Origin of the sequence: Frigoribacterium sp. Leaf186, assembly GCF_001423905.1 — a bacterium.
GTDB lineage: Bacteria > Actinomycetota > Actinomycetes > Actinomycetales > Microbacteriaceae > Frigoribacterium.
The window spans coordinates 546,167-560,091 of record NZ_LMPQ01000001.1 but is presented as its reverse complement, the minus strand read 5'-3'; the positions used below and the strand labels follow the sequence as shown (position 1 = coordinate 560,091).

Below are 13,925 nucleotides of genomic sequence, written 5' to 3'. Positions count from 1 at the left end.
GCCGCAGTGGACGGCCCCCATCGTCGGGCCGCCCCAGTTCGGGGCTCCCAGCGTCGTCATGGCGTCGGCGCGGTGGACGTCCGGCCAGGGGCGGTTACCCTTGCCCGGTGCAGACGATCCTCCTCTTCGTGCTCGGCGTCCTGGTCCTGGTCGTCGGGTTGGCCGTGTCGATCGCCCTGCACGAGGTGGGCCACCTCGTGCCGGCGAAGAAGTTCGGCGTGAAGGTCGGCCAGTACATGATCGGCTTCGGGCCGACGATCTTCTCACGGAAGAAGGGCGAGACCGAGTACGGCGTCAAGGCCCTGCCGCTCGGTGGCTACATCTCGATGTCGGGCATGTTCCCCCCGGGCAAGGCCGGAGGAGGCGCGCGACAGTCGAGCACCGGCTTCTTCAACACCCTCGTGCAGGACGCCCGCACGGCCAGTGCCGAGACGGTCGACGAGGGTGACGAGTCGCGCACCTTCTACCGCCTCCCCGTGCACAAGCGGGTGATCATCATGCTCGGCGGGCCCTTCATGAACCTGCTGATCGCGATCGCCCTCTTCGCCGTGCTGCTCTGCGGCTTCGGGGTGCAGCAGGCGAGCACGACCGTCGGCAGCGTCAGCACCTGTGTGCTGCCCGCCGGGTCGACCGAGACCAGTTGCCCGGCGGACGCGGCCGAGGCCCCCGCCTACGCCGCCGGCATGCTGAACGGCGACCGCATCGTCTCGATCGACGGCACGACGGTCACCGACGGCGACCAGATCACGAGCATCCTGCAGCGGTCGCCCGGCGAGACCCTCGACGTCGTGGTCGACCGCGACGACACCGAGCGCACGCTGCAGGTGACGCCGGCGTTGTCCGAGCGGTACGTGACGACCTCGAGCGGCGCCGTCGCGACGAACCCCGACGGCACTTCGCAGACCCAGGAGGTCGGCTTCGTCGGCATCGGCTTCGCCTACGAGAAGGTGCGCCAGCCGGTCACTGCCGTGCTGCCGGCCGTGGGCGACAACGTCGCGCACGTGGCCGGGGTCATCGTCAGCCTGCCGCAGCGCCTCGTCGGGGTCGCACAGGCGGCGTTCGGCGGTGCCGAACGCGACCCGAACGGTCCGGTCAGCGTCGTCGGCGTCGGACGCATGGCGGGCGAGATCGCGAGCCTCGACACCATCCCGGTGGTCGACCGCGTCAGCACGCTCGTCGGATTGCTCGCGAGCCTCAACGTCGCACTGTTCGTCTTCAACCTCGTGCCGCTCATGCCGCTCGACGGGGGCCACGTGGCCGGTGCGCTGATCGAGGCCGTCCGCCGCGGCGTCGCCAAGCTGTTCCGCCGACCCGACCCGGGGCCCGTCGACACGGCCAAGGCCATCCCCGTGACCTTCGCGGTCGTCATCCTGCTCGGCGGCATGACCGTCCTGCTCACGTACGCCGACATCGTCAACCCGATCAACATCTTCGGCTGACGCCGTCTTCGGCTGACACCCCCGGCAACTCGTCGACAGCCGGTCACCCGCCATCCAGCGCCGAGGTTTACGATGGCACCCGTGCCAGCAGTCAATCTCGGAATGCCGAAGGTCCCCGAAGTCCTCGCCCCGCGCCGCAAGACGCGGCAGATCAAGGTCGGCAAGGTGCTCGTGGGTGGCGACGCCCCCGTCAGCGTCCAGTCGATGACCACGACCCCGACGCCCAACATCAACGCGACCCTCCAGCAGATCGCCGAGCTCACGGCCAGCGGGTGCGACATCGTGCGCGTCGCCGTGCCGAGCCGCGACGACGCCGAGGCCCTTCCGATCATCGCGAAGAAGAGCCAGATCCCGGTCATCGCCGACATCCACTTCCAGCCCAACTACGTCTACCAGGCGATCGACGCCGGCTGCGCGGCCGTGCGGGTCAACCCGGGCAACATCCGCAAGTTCGACGACCAGGTCGGCAAGATCGCCGCGGCGGCGAAGGCGGCCGGCGTGTCGATCCGCATCGGCGTCAACGCCGGTTCGCTCGAGCCGAGCATCCTGCAGAAGTACGGCAAGGCCACGCCCGAGGCGCTCGTCGAGTCTGCCGTGTGGGAGGCCTCGCTCTTCGAAGAGCACGACTTCCACGACTTCAAGATCTCGGTCAAGCACAACGACCCGATCGTCATGGTCAAGGCCTACCGCCAGCTCGCCGAGCGCGGCGACTGGCCCCTGCACCTCGGCGTCACCGAGGCCGGCCCCGAGTTCCAGGGCACCATCAAGTCGGCGACGGCCTTCGGCATCTTGCTGAGCGAGGGCATCGGCGACACGATCCGGGTCAGCCTCAGCGCGCCTCCCGCCCAAGAGGTCAAGGTCGGCCTGCAGATCCTGCAGTCGCTCAACCTGCGCGAGCGCAAGCTCGAGATCGTCAGCTGCCCCAGCTGCGGTCGTGCCCAGGTCGACGTCTACAAGCTCGCCAACGACGTCACCGACGGGCTCGAGGGCATGACCGTGCCCCTGCGCGTCGCCGTCATGGGCTGCGTCGTCAACGGCCCGGGCGAGGCCCGTGAGGCCGACCTCGGCGTCGCCTCCGGCAACGGCAAGGGGCAGATCTTCGTCAAGGGCGAGGTCATCAAGACCGTCCCCGAGTCCGAGATCGTCCAGACCCTCATCGACGAGGCCAACCGCCTCGCGGCCGAGATGCCCCCCGGCGAGCTCGGCTCGCCCGAGGTCGTCACCGTCTGACCCGGGTCACCCCGGGGACCACGCGGCCCCCTTCAGGAGGCGCGATGCGAGATCTCTCGCACCGCGCCTCCCGTGCGTGGTCGCGTCGGTGCCCGGGGCTGGTCGGGGGCGTGTGTCGTCGTGTGACGCGCCGATGTGACGCGGCCCGGGGCGTCCGCCAGCATGGACGACGCACCGCGACAGCCTCGGCCCACCACCGAGCGGTGCCCCCGCAGCGCCCCGAGAGGACCCCATGACCAGCAGCGCCCCCCTGATCGACGCCCCCAAGAAGGGCCCCGGTCGACTCATCGCCATCGTCGTCGCGATCGTCGTCGTGCTCGCCGCCGTCGGCATCGCCATCGGCGTCACCCGAGGCGGAGGCGACGACGAGACCGTCCGCATCGGCGTCGTCGGCGCGAGCGACCCGTACTGGGCCGACTTCGTCCAGGCCGCGGCCGACGAGGGCATCACCGTCGACCTGGTCGACTACTCGGACTACGAGCAGCCGAACCCCGCCCTCGCCGACGGCGAGATCGACCTGAACCAGTTCCAGCACATCGTCTACCTCGCGCAGTACGACGTGGCCTCGGGCAACGACATCGTGCCGATCGGTTCGACGGCCATCTACCCGCTGCCGCTGTACTCGTCGACGTACACCGAGCTGAGCGAGTTCCAGAAGGGCGACACCATCGCGATCCCCGACGACTCGAGCAACCTGGCCCGCGCCCTGCTCGTGCTGCAGTCGAACGGCCTGGTCTCGCTGAAGGACGGCGGCAGCATCTTCTCGGGCGTCAACGACATCGACGAGTCGAAGTCGAAGGTGAAGGTCGCCACGGTGAGCGCCGACCTCGCCGCGACGTCGCTGCCCGACTACGCCGGCGCCATCATCAACAACGACTTCGCGACGAAGGCCGGCCTGTCGACCGACGACGTCATCGCCCAGGACGACCCGAACGACCCGTCGTCGGTGCCCTACGCCAACGTCTTCGCCGCCCGCGCGGAGGACAAGGACGACGCCACGTACGCGAAGCTCGTCCAGATCTACCAGGACACCAAGGCCGTCACCGACGGCGTCGTCGACAACTCGGGCGGAACGGCGATCATCACGAAGATCCCCGTGAGCGACCTCGAGGAGTCGCTGACCGAGACCGAGAAGCTCGTCGAACAGAACGGCTGACCCACCAGGTCGCCCACCCCGGCCCGGATCGCGCGCAGAACGACGCACGTGGTCCGGGCCTCCGCCCGTGCCGAGGAGAACGCGTGCCCGCCATCACCCTGACCGACGTCGTCAAGACGTACCCGCCCCGAGAGAAGGGCGCCGCCCCGCTGACCGCGGTCGACGGCGTGAGCCTCGAGATCGCCGAGGGCGAGATCTTCGGCATCATCGGCTACTCGGGCGCGGGCAAGAGCACCCTGGTGCGTCTCGTGAACGCCCTCGAGCCCACCACGAGCGGCCGCATCGAGATCGACGGCCGCGAGATCACCGGGTTGCGAGAGCGCGAGCTGCGCGGCGTGCGCGCCGGCATCGGCATGATCTTCCAGCAGTTCAACCTCTTCTCGTCGAAGACGGTCTGGGGCAACGTCGAGTTCCCCCTCAAGGCGGCCGGCGTGCCGAAGGCCGAGCACCAGCGTCGCATCAGCGACCTGCTGCACTTCGTCGGTCTCGGCGACAAGGCCCACGCCCGCCCCGACCAGCTCTCGGGCGGTCAGAAGCAGCGAGTCGGCATCGCCCGCGCCCTCGCCACGAACCCGCGCATCCTGCTGGCCGACGAGGCCACGAGCGCGCTCGACCCCGAGACGACGAGCGAGGTGCTGGCCCTGCTCAAACGCGTCAACGCCGAGCTGGGCATCACGATCGTGGTGATCACCCACGAGATGGACGTCATCAAGTCGATCGCCGACCGGGTGGCCGTGATGGACTCCGGCCGGGTCGTCGAGACCGGCCCGACCTTCGAGGTCTTCTCCGACCCGCAGCAGGCGTCGACCAAGCGGTTCGTCTCGACCGTCATCGCGGGCACGCCCCACGGCGACGAGCTCGAGGCGTTGCGGGCCCGTCACGAGGGCACCCTCGTGTCGGTGCGCATCGCCGAGGGCGGCGTCGACCAGCGCGACGTCTTCGCCCTGCTCGCCCGTCACGGCCTGTCGTTCGAGATCGTCTTCGGGGGAGTCAACGACATCCAGGGGCGCACCTTCGGCACCCTGACCCTCGCCGTCACGGGCGACGCCGCGGCGGTGCGAGCCGCGCTCGCCGAACTCGGCGCCACCGCGACCGAGCTGCCCGCGTCGGGTGCGGCCGCGTCCGCACCCGCACCCGCGCCCACCTCGACCTCCACGACGGAAGGACGCTGACATGGACTCCCTGATCGAACTGCAACCCATGCTCTGGCAGGCGGCCGTCGAGACCGTGTACATCGTCGCCCTGACGCTGCTCTTCGGCGGCATCGGCGGGCTCGTGCTCGGCCTGGCGCTCTACCTGACGCGGGGCGGGGCGCTCTTCGCGAACCGCGCCGTCTACGGCGTCCTCAACGTGGTCGTGAACGTGTTCCGCCCCATCCCGTTCATCATCTTCCTGGCCGCGGCCCAACCGCTGGCGAGGTTCGTGATCGGCTCGGGCAGCGGCAACCCGGCGATCATCTTCACCCTCTCGCTCGCGGCGTCGTTCGCCATCTCGCGCATCGTCGAGCAGAACCTCCTCACCGTCCAGCCGGGCGTCATCGAGGCCGCGCGCGCTGCCGGAGCCGGCCCCGTCCGCATCATCGGCACGGTGCTGCTGCCCGAGGCCCTCGGCCCGCTGGTGCTCGGCTACACGTTCATCTTCGTCGCACTGGTCGACATGTCGGCGGTGGCCGGCTACATCGGCGGTGGCGGTCTCGGGAACTTCGCGCTGCTGTACGGCTACCGGCAGTTCGACCCGGTGGTGACCTGGGCGGCCGTGCTGCTGATCATCGTCCTGGTGCAGCTGGTGCAGTTCCTCGGCAACTGGCTCGCGAGGCGGGCGCTGCGGCGCTGACGACCCCGCGGTCGGGCGAGCCGACGCTGTCGGGGGACTGGTTTACAGTGGGGCGCGTGACCGACACCGCCACCGCCAGCCAGACCCCGCCGCCGGCTCCGGCCCCCGTGACGCCCGCCGAGCTCGAACGGGCACGGCAGATCGTCGGGGCGGTCTCGCAGGCGTTCGCCCGCAAGGTCGTCGGTCAGACCGCCCTCCGCGACACCCTGCTGGTCGCCTTGATCACCGGCGGTCACGTCCTCCTCGAGAGCGTCCCCGGCCTGGCGAAGACGACCGCCGCCCAGACCATCGCGCAGTCGATCGACGCGAGCTTCCGGCGCATCCAGTGCACCCCCGACCTGCTGCCGAGCGACATCACGGGCACCCAGATCTACGACGCCCAGAAGTCGACCTTCGTGACCCAGCTCGGTCCGGTCCACTCGAACTTCGTCCTGCTCGACGAGATCAACCGGTCGAGCGCCAAGACGCAGAGCGCCATGCTCGAGGCGATGCAAGAGCGGCAGACGACGATCGGCGGCACGGTCTACCCGTTGCCCTCGCCGTTCCTCGTGCTCGCGACGCAGAACCCGATCGAACAAGAGGGCACCTACCAGCTGCCCGAGGCGCAGCTCGACCGGTTCCTGCTCAAAGAGATCCTCGACTACCCCTCGCCGGCCGAAGAGGCCGAGATCATCCGCCGCATCGAGAGCGGCGTCTACGACGAGGCCACCGCGCCGTCGACCGGTGTCGGGCTGGGCGACGTCGTCTACCTGCAAGACCTGGCCAAGCGCGTCTACGTCGACGCGTCGATCGTGAACTACATCGTCCAGCTCATCTACGTCACGCGGCACCCGCAGCAGTACATCCCCGCCACCCTCGCCGACTACGTCGAGTTCGGCGCCAGCCCCCGGGCCAGCATCGCCTTCATGCAGGCGGCGCGAGCCCTCGCCCTGTTGCACGGCCGCGACTACGTCATCCCCGAAGACGTGAAGCACCTGCGGCACTCCGTGTTGCGCCACCGCCTGATCCTGAACTACGAGGCGACTGCCGACGAGGTCGCGCCCGAGACGATCATCGACGCCGTCTTCGGCGCCGTCCAGACCCCCTGACGCCGGTGGCCAGCCTGCTGTTGCGCGTGCGGACCAAGATGGGCCTCTTCGCCCACCGACGCACCATCGACCTGCTCGAGGGGGGCTACGCCTCGGTGCACCACGGCCGCAGTCACGACTTCGACGACCTCCGGGCCTACGTGCCCGGCGACGAGGTCAAAGACATCGACTGGAAGGCCACGGCACGACACGGCGAGCCCCTCGTCAAGCGCTACATCGCCAGCCGGCGGCAGAACCTCGTCCTCGTGATGGACACCGGGCGCAACATGGCGGCGACGGCCACGAGTGGGGAGTCCAAGAAAGACATCGCGCTGATGGCCGCCGGTGCGCTGGCCTACATCGCGGCGAAGCACGGCGACGTCGTGTCGCTCGTGGCCGGCGACTCGTCCGGCACGCGCGCCCACCCCGCCGGTGCGACCGAGGCGCACCTCGAGACCCTCTTGCGTCAGGTCGACCGGCGTGTCGACCTCGACGCTCCCACGAGCGACCTGGCCCAGGTCCTCGAGTGGGTCGCGCGGGGCATCCGCCGACGGTCGATGCTGTTGGTCGTGACCGACGACGTGGCGATCGACGAGCGCATCACCCGTCTGCTGCGTCGCCTGCGGGCCCAACACGAGGTGATCTGGCTGACCGTCGGCGACGCCGACCTCATGACGCGAGCCGGTCACGCCGGCGAGGTGTTCGACGTGAGCGAGATGTCCGGCCTGCCGGCGTACCTCCGCGAGAACGCCGAACTGAGGCGCGAGTTCGACGACACGTCCGTCCGACGCGTCGGCGACACCGAGCGAGAGCTGCTGGCCCTCGGCATCAGCAGCCAGCGACTCGGCAGCCAGGCCGAGGTCGTGCCCGGCCTGTTCGCCCTGATCGAGAAGCACCGTCGTGTCGGGCGCTGACGACTTCTTCGGGCCCTACCAGTACCCGCTCTGGGTGCTCTGGCTCGTCCTCGGCCTGGTGGGACTCGCCCTCGTGGTCGGCTGGTACGTCTTCGTCTTCCGGTTCTCGGCCCGGCGGCTGCCGCCCGCCCAGCGGGCGGCCCTCGCGGCGTCGAGGCCGGCGGACCTCGCCGACACCAAGGCCAAGTACCTGGCCCTGATCGACGAGGTCGAGACCGCGGCGACGTCGGGTCGGCTCAACGACCGCGGGGTGCACTCGCGGCTCAGCCTGTTGTTGCGGTTCTTCGCCCACGAGACCAACGGGGTCGACACCCACGTGATGACCCTGGCCGACCTCCGCGAGTCGAACCTGCCCCGGCTCGCCGGGGCCGTCGAGCAGTACTACCCGCCGGCCTTCCGGCTCGAAGAACCGGGTGACACGGCTCGTGCCGTCGCCACCGCGAGAGACCTGGTGTCGTCATGGGGCTGATCTTCTGGTGGCTGCCACTGGCCGCACTGGCGGTCGTGGCACTGGCGGCCTGGCTCTACGTGCGGTGGAGGCGCCGAGACCTCGCGCGCCTCCGTCGGCTCGGCGTCCCCGTCGCGCACGGGGAGCGACTGACGTCCCTGCCCGCCTACCAGCGCATCGTCCGGCGGTACCGTGCGGCCCTCGGCGTCGTGCTCGTCGCGATGGTGGCGCTGACCGGCATCAGCGTGCTGCTCGCCGCCCGGGTGTCGAGCACCGACGTCGTCGAGCCGCAGTCGTACAAGCGCGACATCATGCTCTGCCTCGACGTCTCCGGCTCGATGACCGAGGTCGACTCGCAGATCGTCGACACGTTCTCGTCGCTCGCCCAGGGCCTCGACGGTGAACGCATCGGGCTCTACCTCTTCGACAGCTCGGCCGTCCAGGCCTTCCCGCTCACCGACGACTACGACTTCGTCCGCACCCAGCTCGAGCAGTACCGTGACTCGTTCGACACGATGGGCGAGAACGGCACCCGCTACTGGACGGGCACCGACCGCGGCGAGGGCGCGTCCCTCATCGGCGACGGCCTGGCCTCGTGCGTGCTCGGCTTCGGCGACGACGACGGCACGCGGCCCAAGTCGGTCGTGCTCGCGACCGACAACTACGTCAACGGCAAGGCCCTGCTCACCCTGACCGAGGCGGCCGACCTGGCGGCCGAGCGCGACGTCCGGGTGTACGCCGTCAACCCCGCCGACCACGGCACCGACGCCGTGGCCGACCAGGTCGCCGCCGAGCTCCGCGCAGCGTCCGAGTCGACGGACGGCGGCTACTACGCCCTCGACGACTCGACGACGGTGCCCCAGATCGTCGACGAGATCGACGCCCGCGAGGCCGGGCTGTTCACCGGAGCCCGCCGACTCGTCGTGACCGACCACCCCCAGGCACTCGCGATCGCAGCGCTGATCGTGGCGATGGGTGGGCTCGTCCTGCTCTGGCGGGTGCGACTGTGATCGCCGGGGCTCTGGTGTTCCAGCCGGTCCTGCCCTGGTGGCTGGTGATCGTGGCCGCCGCCGCGTTGCTCGGCTTCACCGGCTGGCGGGTCGTCGCCGAACGGCACCGTCGTCGTGCCCTGCTCACCTGGGTGCGCCGCTTCGTCGTCGTCGCCCTGCTGCTGGTCGTGGCGGTCCGGCCGAGCCTGCCCGGTGGTTCCGCCCAGGCGTCGGTCGCGCAGCTCAACGTCTTCTTCGTCGTCGACACCACCTCGAGCATCGCGGCAGAAGACTGGGGCGACGGCCAGCGGCGCCTCGACGGAGTCAGGGCGGACATCGCCGAGGTCACCTCGCAGCTGGCCGGTGCCCGCTTCTCGTTGCTCTCGTTCGACAGCACCGCCGTGCTGCGGACGCCCCTGACCGACGACGCCTCGGCCGTGGTGGCCGCCGCGGACGCCATGAACCAAGAAGTCACCTACTACTCGAGCGGCAGCTCCATCAGCGAGGCGAACGACCTGCTGGCCGAACGTCTCACCGAGGCCCGGCAGAACGCACCGGAGCGCGCGAACGTCGTCTACTACTTCGGTGACGGCGAGCAGACCAGCGACACCGAGCCCGAGAGCTTCGCGGCCTCGGCCGGCGACGTCGACGGCGGGGCGGTCTTCGGGTACGGCACCGAGCAGGGGGGGAAGATGCGCGTGTTCGACGGTTACGGCGACGAGTACTCGACGAAGGAGTACATCCAGGACCGCACGCAGCCGGGTGACCCCGACGCCGTCTCGGTCATCGACGAGGACGCCCTGCGGCGCATCGCCGACCAGCTCGGCGTGCCGTACGTCCACCGCACGGCCGACACGTCCGTCGACGCGGCGGTCGCGGACGCCCGCGACGGTGCCGTCGCCTCCGACGAGGGTCGCGCCGACAGCCTGATCGACCTCTACTGGATCGCCGCGATCCCGGCCTTCCTGCTGCTGCTGCTCGACGTCGCCCTCGTCGCCCGGGCCCTCGGCGAGGTCCGGCCGTCCCGGCCGACGCGCCCCGGACGCGCGAGCGGGCGCGGGTCGACGCCGGCCGGTGTCGGCCACCGGCCCGAGAGAGGAGCGCACTCGTGACCGACACCCTCGTGCCCCCGCCCGTCGACGAGATCCGCCGGGCCCACGAGGCCGAGGCCGGGCCGAGCGTCGAGCAGTACCGCAAGCGCCTGCGGCGTCGGCTGCTGCTCTGGTCGGCTCCGGCCGTCCTGGTCGTGCTGCTCGTCGCGCTCAAGCTGCTCAGCCTGCCCGTCTTCGCCGCCCTGACGCAGTGGTCGTACGGCGACCGTGAGTTCGAGCGCAGCGCGTCCCTCAGCGAGCCGCTGGGCGTCGCCAACGTGGTCGAACCGTGGGTGCACCACTTCGACCGTGGCACCGCCTACGCGCAGATCGGCGTGCTCGACGTGGCGCGGGGCGAGTTCGTCACGGCCCTCGACCTGGCCCCCGACGACGCGACGATCTCGTGCGTCATCCGGGTCAACCTCGTGCTCACGATCGAGGCCCAGGGCGACGCCGCGCTGCTCGAGCTGAGGTACGCCGACGCCGAGGCCCTCTACGAACTCGGTCAGAAGACCATCGACGGCGCCCCGGAAGGGTGCTTCCAGCCGCCGGAGGACCCCCGGCAGCCCGACACCTCGCAGCCGCTCGACGACGCCCAGCAGCGGCTCGACGAGAAGGGCGACCAGGCCCAGGGCGGTCAGGGTGACGAGCAGCAGCCGGGCGGCGACGGCAGCGACCCCGGTGCCGGGGGAGACGAGCCCGGCGAGGGCCAGGGGCAGGCCCCGTCCGACGACCCCCTCGACCAGTTGCAGCAGCAGGGCGAGCAGAGCCAGCAGCAGCAACAGCAAGACACCGATCGCGACCGGTACTACGAGCAGAACCCGGGCGACTACGACGGCAAGCCGTGGTGAGTCGGGCGCGCCCCTAAGCTGGACGGGTGTCCACACGTCTCTCCCAGCTCTTCGTCCGCACACTCCGAGAAGACCCCTCCGACGCCGAGGTGACCAGCCACCGGCTGCTCGTCCGCGCCGGGTACATCCGTCGTCAGGCGCCGGGCGTCTTCGCCTGGCTGCCGCTCGGCCTGCGCGTCAAGGCCAAGATCGAGGCCGTCATCCGCGACGAGATGCAGGCTGCGGGCGCTCAAGAGGTGCACTTCCCCGCGCTGTTGCCGCGTGAGCCCTACGAGGCCACCGGTCGCTGGACCGAGTACGGCGAGGGCATGTTCCGCCTGAAGGACCGCAAGGACGCCGACTACCTCCTGGCCCCCACGCACGAAGAAGCCTTCACCCTCCTGGTGAAAGACCTCTACTCGTCGTACAAAGACCTGCCCCTGACGCTCTTCCAGATCCAGGACAAGTACCGTGACGAGGCCCGCCCCCGCGCCGGCCTGCTGCGCGGTCGCGAGTTCACCATGAAGGACGCCTACTCGTTCGACGCGTCCGACGCCGGCCTCGACGACAGCTACCAGAAGCAGCGCGACGCCTACGAGCGCATCTTCACCCGCCTCGGCCTCGAGTACGTCATCGTCAAGGCCGACGCCGGGGCGATGGGCGGCTCGCGCAGCGAGGAGTTCCTGCACCCCACCGCCATCGGCGAGGACACCTTCGTCCGGTCGGCCGGCGGCTACACGGCCAACGTCGAGGCCTTCACGACGATCGTGCCCGACGCCGTGCCGATCGAGGGGCTCGCCCCCGCGCGTCGCCTGGCTCCTGCCGACACCCCGACGATCGACTCGTTGGTGGCGCAGCTCGAGGCGCACGAGCCCCGGGACGGCGCCGCGTGGACGGCCGCCGACACGCTGAAGAACGTCGTGGTGGCGCTCAGCCACCTCGACGGCACCCGCGAACTCGTGGTCGTGGGGCTGCCCGGTGACCGCGAGGTCGACATGAAGCGGCTCGAGGTCGCCTTCGCCCCGGCGGAGGTCGAGGCCGCGGGTGACGCCGACTTCGCGAAGAACCCCGTCCTCGTGCGCGGCTACCTCGGCCCGCAGGTGCTCGGCAGCGAGTCCGACTCGGGCATCCGCTACTTCGTCGACCCGCGCGTGGTCGAGGGTTCGGCCTGGGTCACCGGGGCGAACGAGAAGGGCGTGCACGTCGCCGACCTCGTCATGGGTCGCGACTTCACCGCCGACGGCACCATCGAGGCCGCCCAGGTCCGCGAGGGCGACCTCGCGCCCGACGGGTCCGGCCCGATCGAGACGGCCCGTGGCATGGAGATCGGCCACGTCTTCCAGCTCGGTCGCAAGTACGCCGAGGCCCTCGGGCTCAAGGTGCTCGACGAGAACGGCAAGCAGGTCACGGTGACGATGGGCTCGTACGGCATCGGCGTGACCCGCATCCTCGCGGTCATCGCCGAGGCGAACAACGACGACAAGGGCCTGGTCTGGCCCGCCAACGTCGCGCCGTTCGACGTCCACGTGGTCGCCACCGGCAAGGACCCCGTCGTCTACGAGGTCGCCGAGAAGCTCACCGCCGACCTCGAGGCCCACCGTCTCGACGTGCTCTACGACGACCGTCCCAAGGTCTCGCCGGGCGTCAAGTTCGGCGACGCCGAACTGCTCGGCGTGCCGCAGATCGTCGTCGTCGGCCGGTCGGCCGGCGAGGGCGTCGTCGAGCTCTGGGACCGCCGCACCGGCGAACGCAGCCCGGTCCCCGTGGCCGAGGCCGTCGCGACCCTCACGGCTCCGCGGGCGTCCTGACCGCCGGCGCCGCGCCTCCTCGGCTCGACCTCGTCGACCCCGCAGGAGGCGCGGTGCCGACCCCACGGACGGTCCGCCGGGCACCTCGCTCTCGGGTACCGTAGAAGGATGCTGCGCGCGCCATCGTGCGTGCAGCCTGCAGATCTGAACAGTGGAGGCCCTCAGTGGACATCGACCTGAGCGTGCTGCGTCTCATGGAGCGCGAGCGTGAAATCCCCTTCGACGAACTCGTGCGCATCATCGAGCAGGCCATCTTGACGGCCTACCTCAAGCACACGAACCAGCCCGAGAGTCGCATCCCGGCTGCTCGCGTCGAACTCGACCGCAAGACCGGCCACGTTTCCGTGTTCGCCATCGAGCGTGACGACGAGGGCGAGGTCGTCGGCGAGTCCGTCGACAGCCCGAGCGACTTCGGCCGCATCGCGGCCTTCGCGGCCAAGCAGGTCATCAACCAGCGCCTCCGCGACATCGGCGACGACAAGGTGCTCGGTCAGTTCAAGGGGCGCGAAGGCGACATCGTCGCGGGCGTCATCCAGCAGGGGCCGAACCCCCGCATGATCCACGTCGACCTCGGAACGGTCGAGGCGATCCTGCCCCCCGAAGAGCAGGTGCCGGGCGAGAAGTACGACCACGGCTCGCGCATCCGCGTGTACGTGACCGGCGTCAGCAAGGGCACGAAGGGGCCGCAGATCACCGTCTCGCGCACCCACCCCTCGCTCGTGCGCAAGCTGTTCGCACTCGAGGTGCCCGAGATCGCCAGCGGGGTTGTCGAGATCGTCTCCCTGGCTCGCGAGGCCGGCCACCGCACCAAGATGGCCGTCCGCGCGACCGAGCCCGGCGTCAACGCCAAGGGCGCCTGCATCGGTGAGATGGGGCAGCGGGTGCGCGCCGTCACCACCGAGCTGAACGACGAGAAGATCGACATCGTCGACTACTCGAGCGACCTCCCCACCTTCGTGGCCAGCGCCCTGTCGCCCGCCAAGGTCTCGTCGGCCTTCGTGATCGACGCCTCGACCAAGGCCGTCCGGGCCCTCGTGCCCGACTACCAGCTGTCGCTCGCGATCGGCAAGGAGGGGCAGAACGCCCGCCTCGCCGCGAAGCTCACGGGCGCGCGGATCGA

The 13,925-nt window shown here is 70.3% G+C and carries 13 protein-coding genes; all 13 read left to right on the top strand.

The window, feature by feature from the left end; all coding sequences use genetic code 11:
• The first annotated feature begins 107 nt into the window (after positions 1-107).
• Positions 108-1,439, top strand: coding sequence for an RIP metalloprotease (locus ASG05_RS02590; RefSeq protein ID WP_200936685.1), 1,332 nt, complete (start codon positions 108-110; stop codon positions 1,437-1,439).
• A gap of 81 nt (positions 1,440-1,520) precedes the next feature.
• Complete coding sequence (gene ispG / locus ASG05_RS02585; protein ID WP_171007237.1) at positions 1,521-2,669, top strand: flavodoxin-dependent (E)-4-hydroxy-3-methylbut-2-enyl-diphosphate synthase; 1,149 nt, start codon at positions 1,521-1,523, stop codon at positions 2,667-2,669.
• Positions 2,670-2,901: 232 nt separating this feature from the next.
• On the top strand, positions 2,902-3,825 hold the full coding sequence (locus tag ASG05_RS02580; protein ID WP_056256974.1) for a MetQ/NlpA family ABC transporter substrate-binding protein: 924 nt from the start codon (positions 2,902-2,904) through the stop codon (positions 3,823-3,825).
• Positions 3,826-3,908: 83 nt separating this feature from the next.
• Complete coding sequence (locus ASG05_RS02575; RefSeq protein ID WP_082486243.1) at positions 3,909-4,997, top strand: methionine ABC transporter ATP-binding protein; 1,089 nt, start codon at positions 3,909-3,911, stop codon at positions 4,995-4,997.
• Between the two features lies 1 nt (position 4,998).
• Positions 4,999-5,658, top strand: a complete 660-nt coding sequence (locus ASG05_RS02570) for a methionine ABC transporter permease (RefSeq protein WP_056256971.1) — start codon at positions 4,999-5,001, stop codon at positions 5,656-5,658.
• 56 nt (positions 5,659-5,714) lie between these two features.
• Entirely contained in the window at positions 5,715-6,746 is a 1,032-nt protein-coding gene (locus ASG05_RS02565; protein WP_157490022.1) for a MoxR family ATPase, read from the top strand.
• Between the two features lie 5 nt (positions 6,747-6,751).
• Positions 6,752-7,639: a DUF58 domain-containing protein gene (locus tag ASG05_RS02560; RefSeq protein ID WP_056256969.1), complete on the top strand. Its 888-nt coding sequence runs from the start codon at positions 6,752-6,754 to the stop codon at positions 7,637-7,639.
• Positions 7,626-8,108, top strand: a complete 483-nt coding sequence (locus ASG05_RS02555) for a hypothetical protein (RefSeq protein WP_056256966.1) — start codon at positions 7,626-7,628, stop codon at positions 8,106-8,108. Before ASG05_RS02560 ends, ASG05_RS02555 begins: the two co-directional genes overlap by 14 nt.
• Positions 8,099-9,097 carry a VWA domain-containing protein gene (locus ASG05_RS02550; RefSeq protein WP_056256963.1) on the top strand — a complete coding sequence of 333 codons (999 nt, stop codon included), beginning with the start codon at positions 8,099-8,101 and terminating at the stop codon, positions 9,095-9,097. The genes ASG05_RS02555 and ASG05_RS02550 overlap by 10 nt, the downstream gene beginning before the upstream one ends.
• Entirely contained in the window at positions 9,094-10,188 is a 1,095-nt protein-coding gene (locus ASG05_RS02545; RefSeq protein WP_056256960.1) for a vWA domain-containing protein, read from the top strand. The genes ASG05_RS02550 and ASG05_RS02545 overlap by 4 nt, the downstream gene beginning before the upstream one ends.
• Positions 10,185-11,018, top strand: a complete 834-nt coding sequence (locus tag ASG05_RS02540) for a hypothetical protein (protein ID WP_056256957.1) — start codon at positions 10,185-10,187, stop codon at positions 11,016-11,018. Before ASG05_RS02545 ends, ASG05_RS02540 begins: the two co-directional genes overlap by 4 nt.
• Before the next feature lie 26 nt (positions 11,019-11,044).
• Positions 11,045-12,805 carry a proline--tRNA ligase gene (locus ASG05_RS02535; protein ID WP_056256954.1) on the top strand — a complete coding sequence of 587 codons (1,761 nt, stop codon included), beginning with the start codon at positions 11,045-11,047 and terminating at the stop codon, positions 12,803-12,805.
• A 164-nt stretch (positions 12,806-12,969) separates the two neighbouring features.
• A partial coding sequence (nusA, locus tag ASG05_RS02530) for a transcription termination factor NusA (protein ID WP_056258286.1) occupies positions 12,970-13,925 on the top strand: 956 nt, incomplete at its 3' end.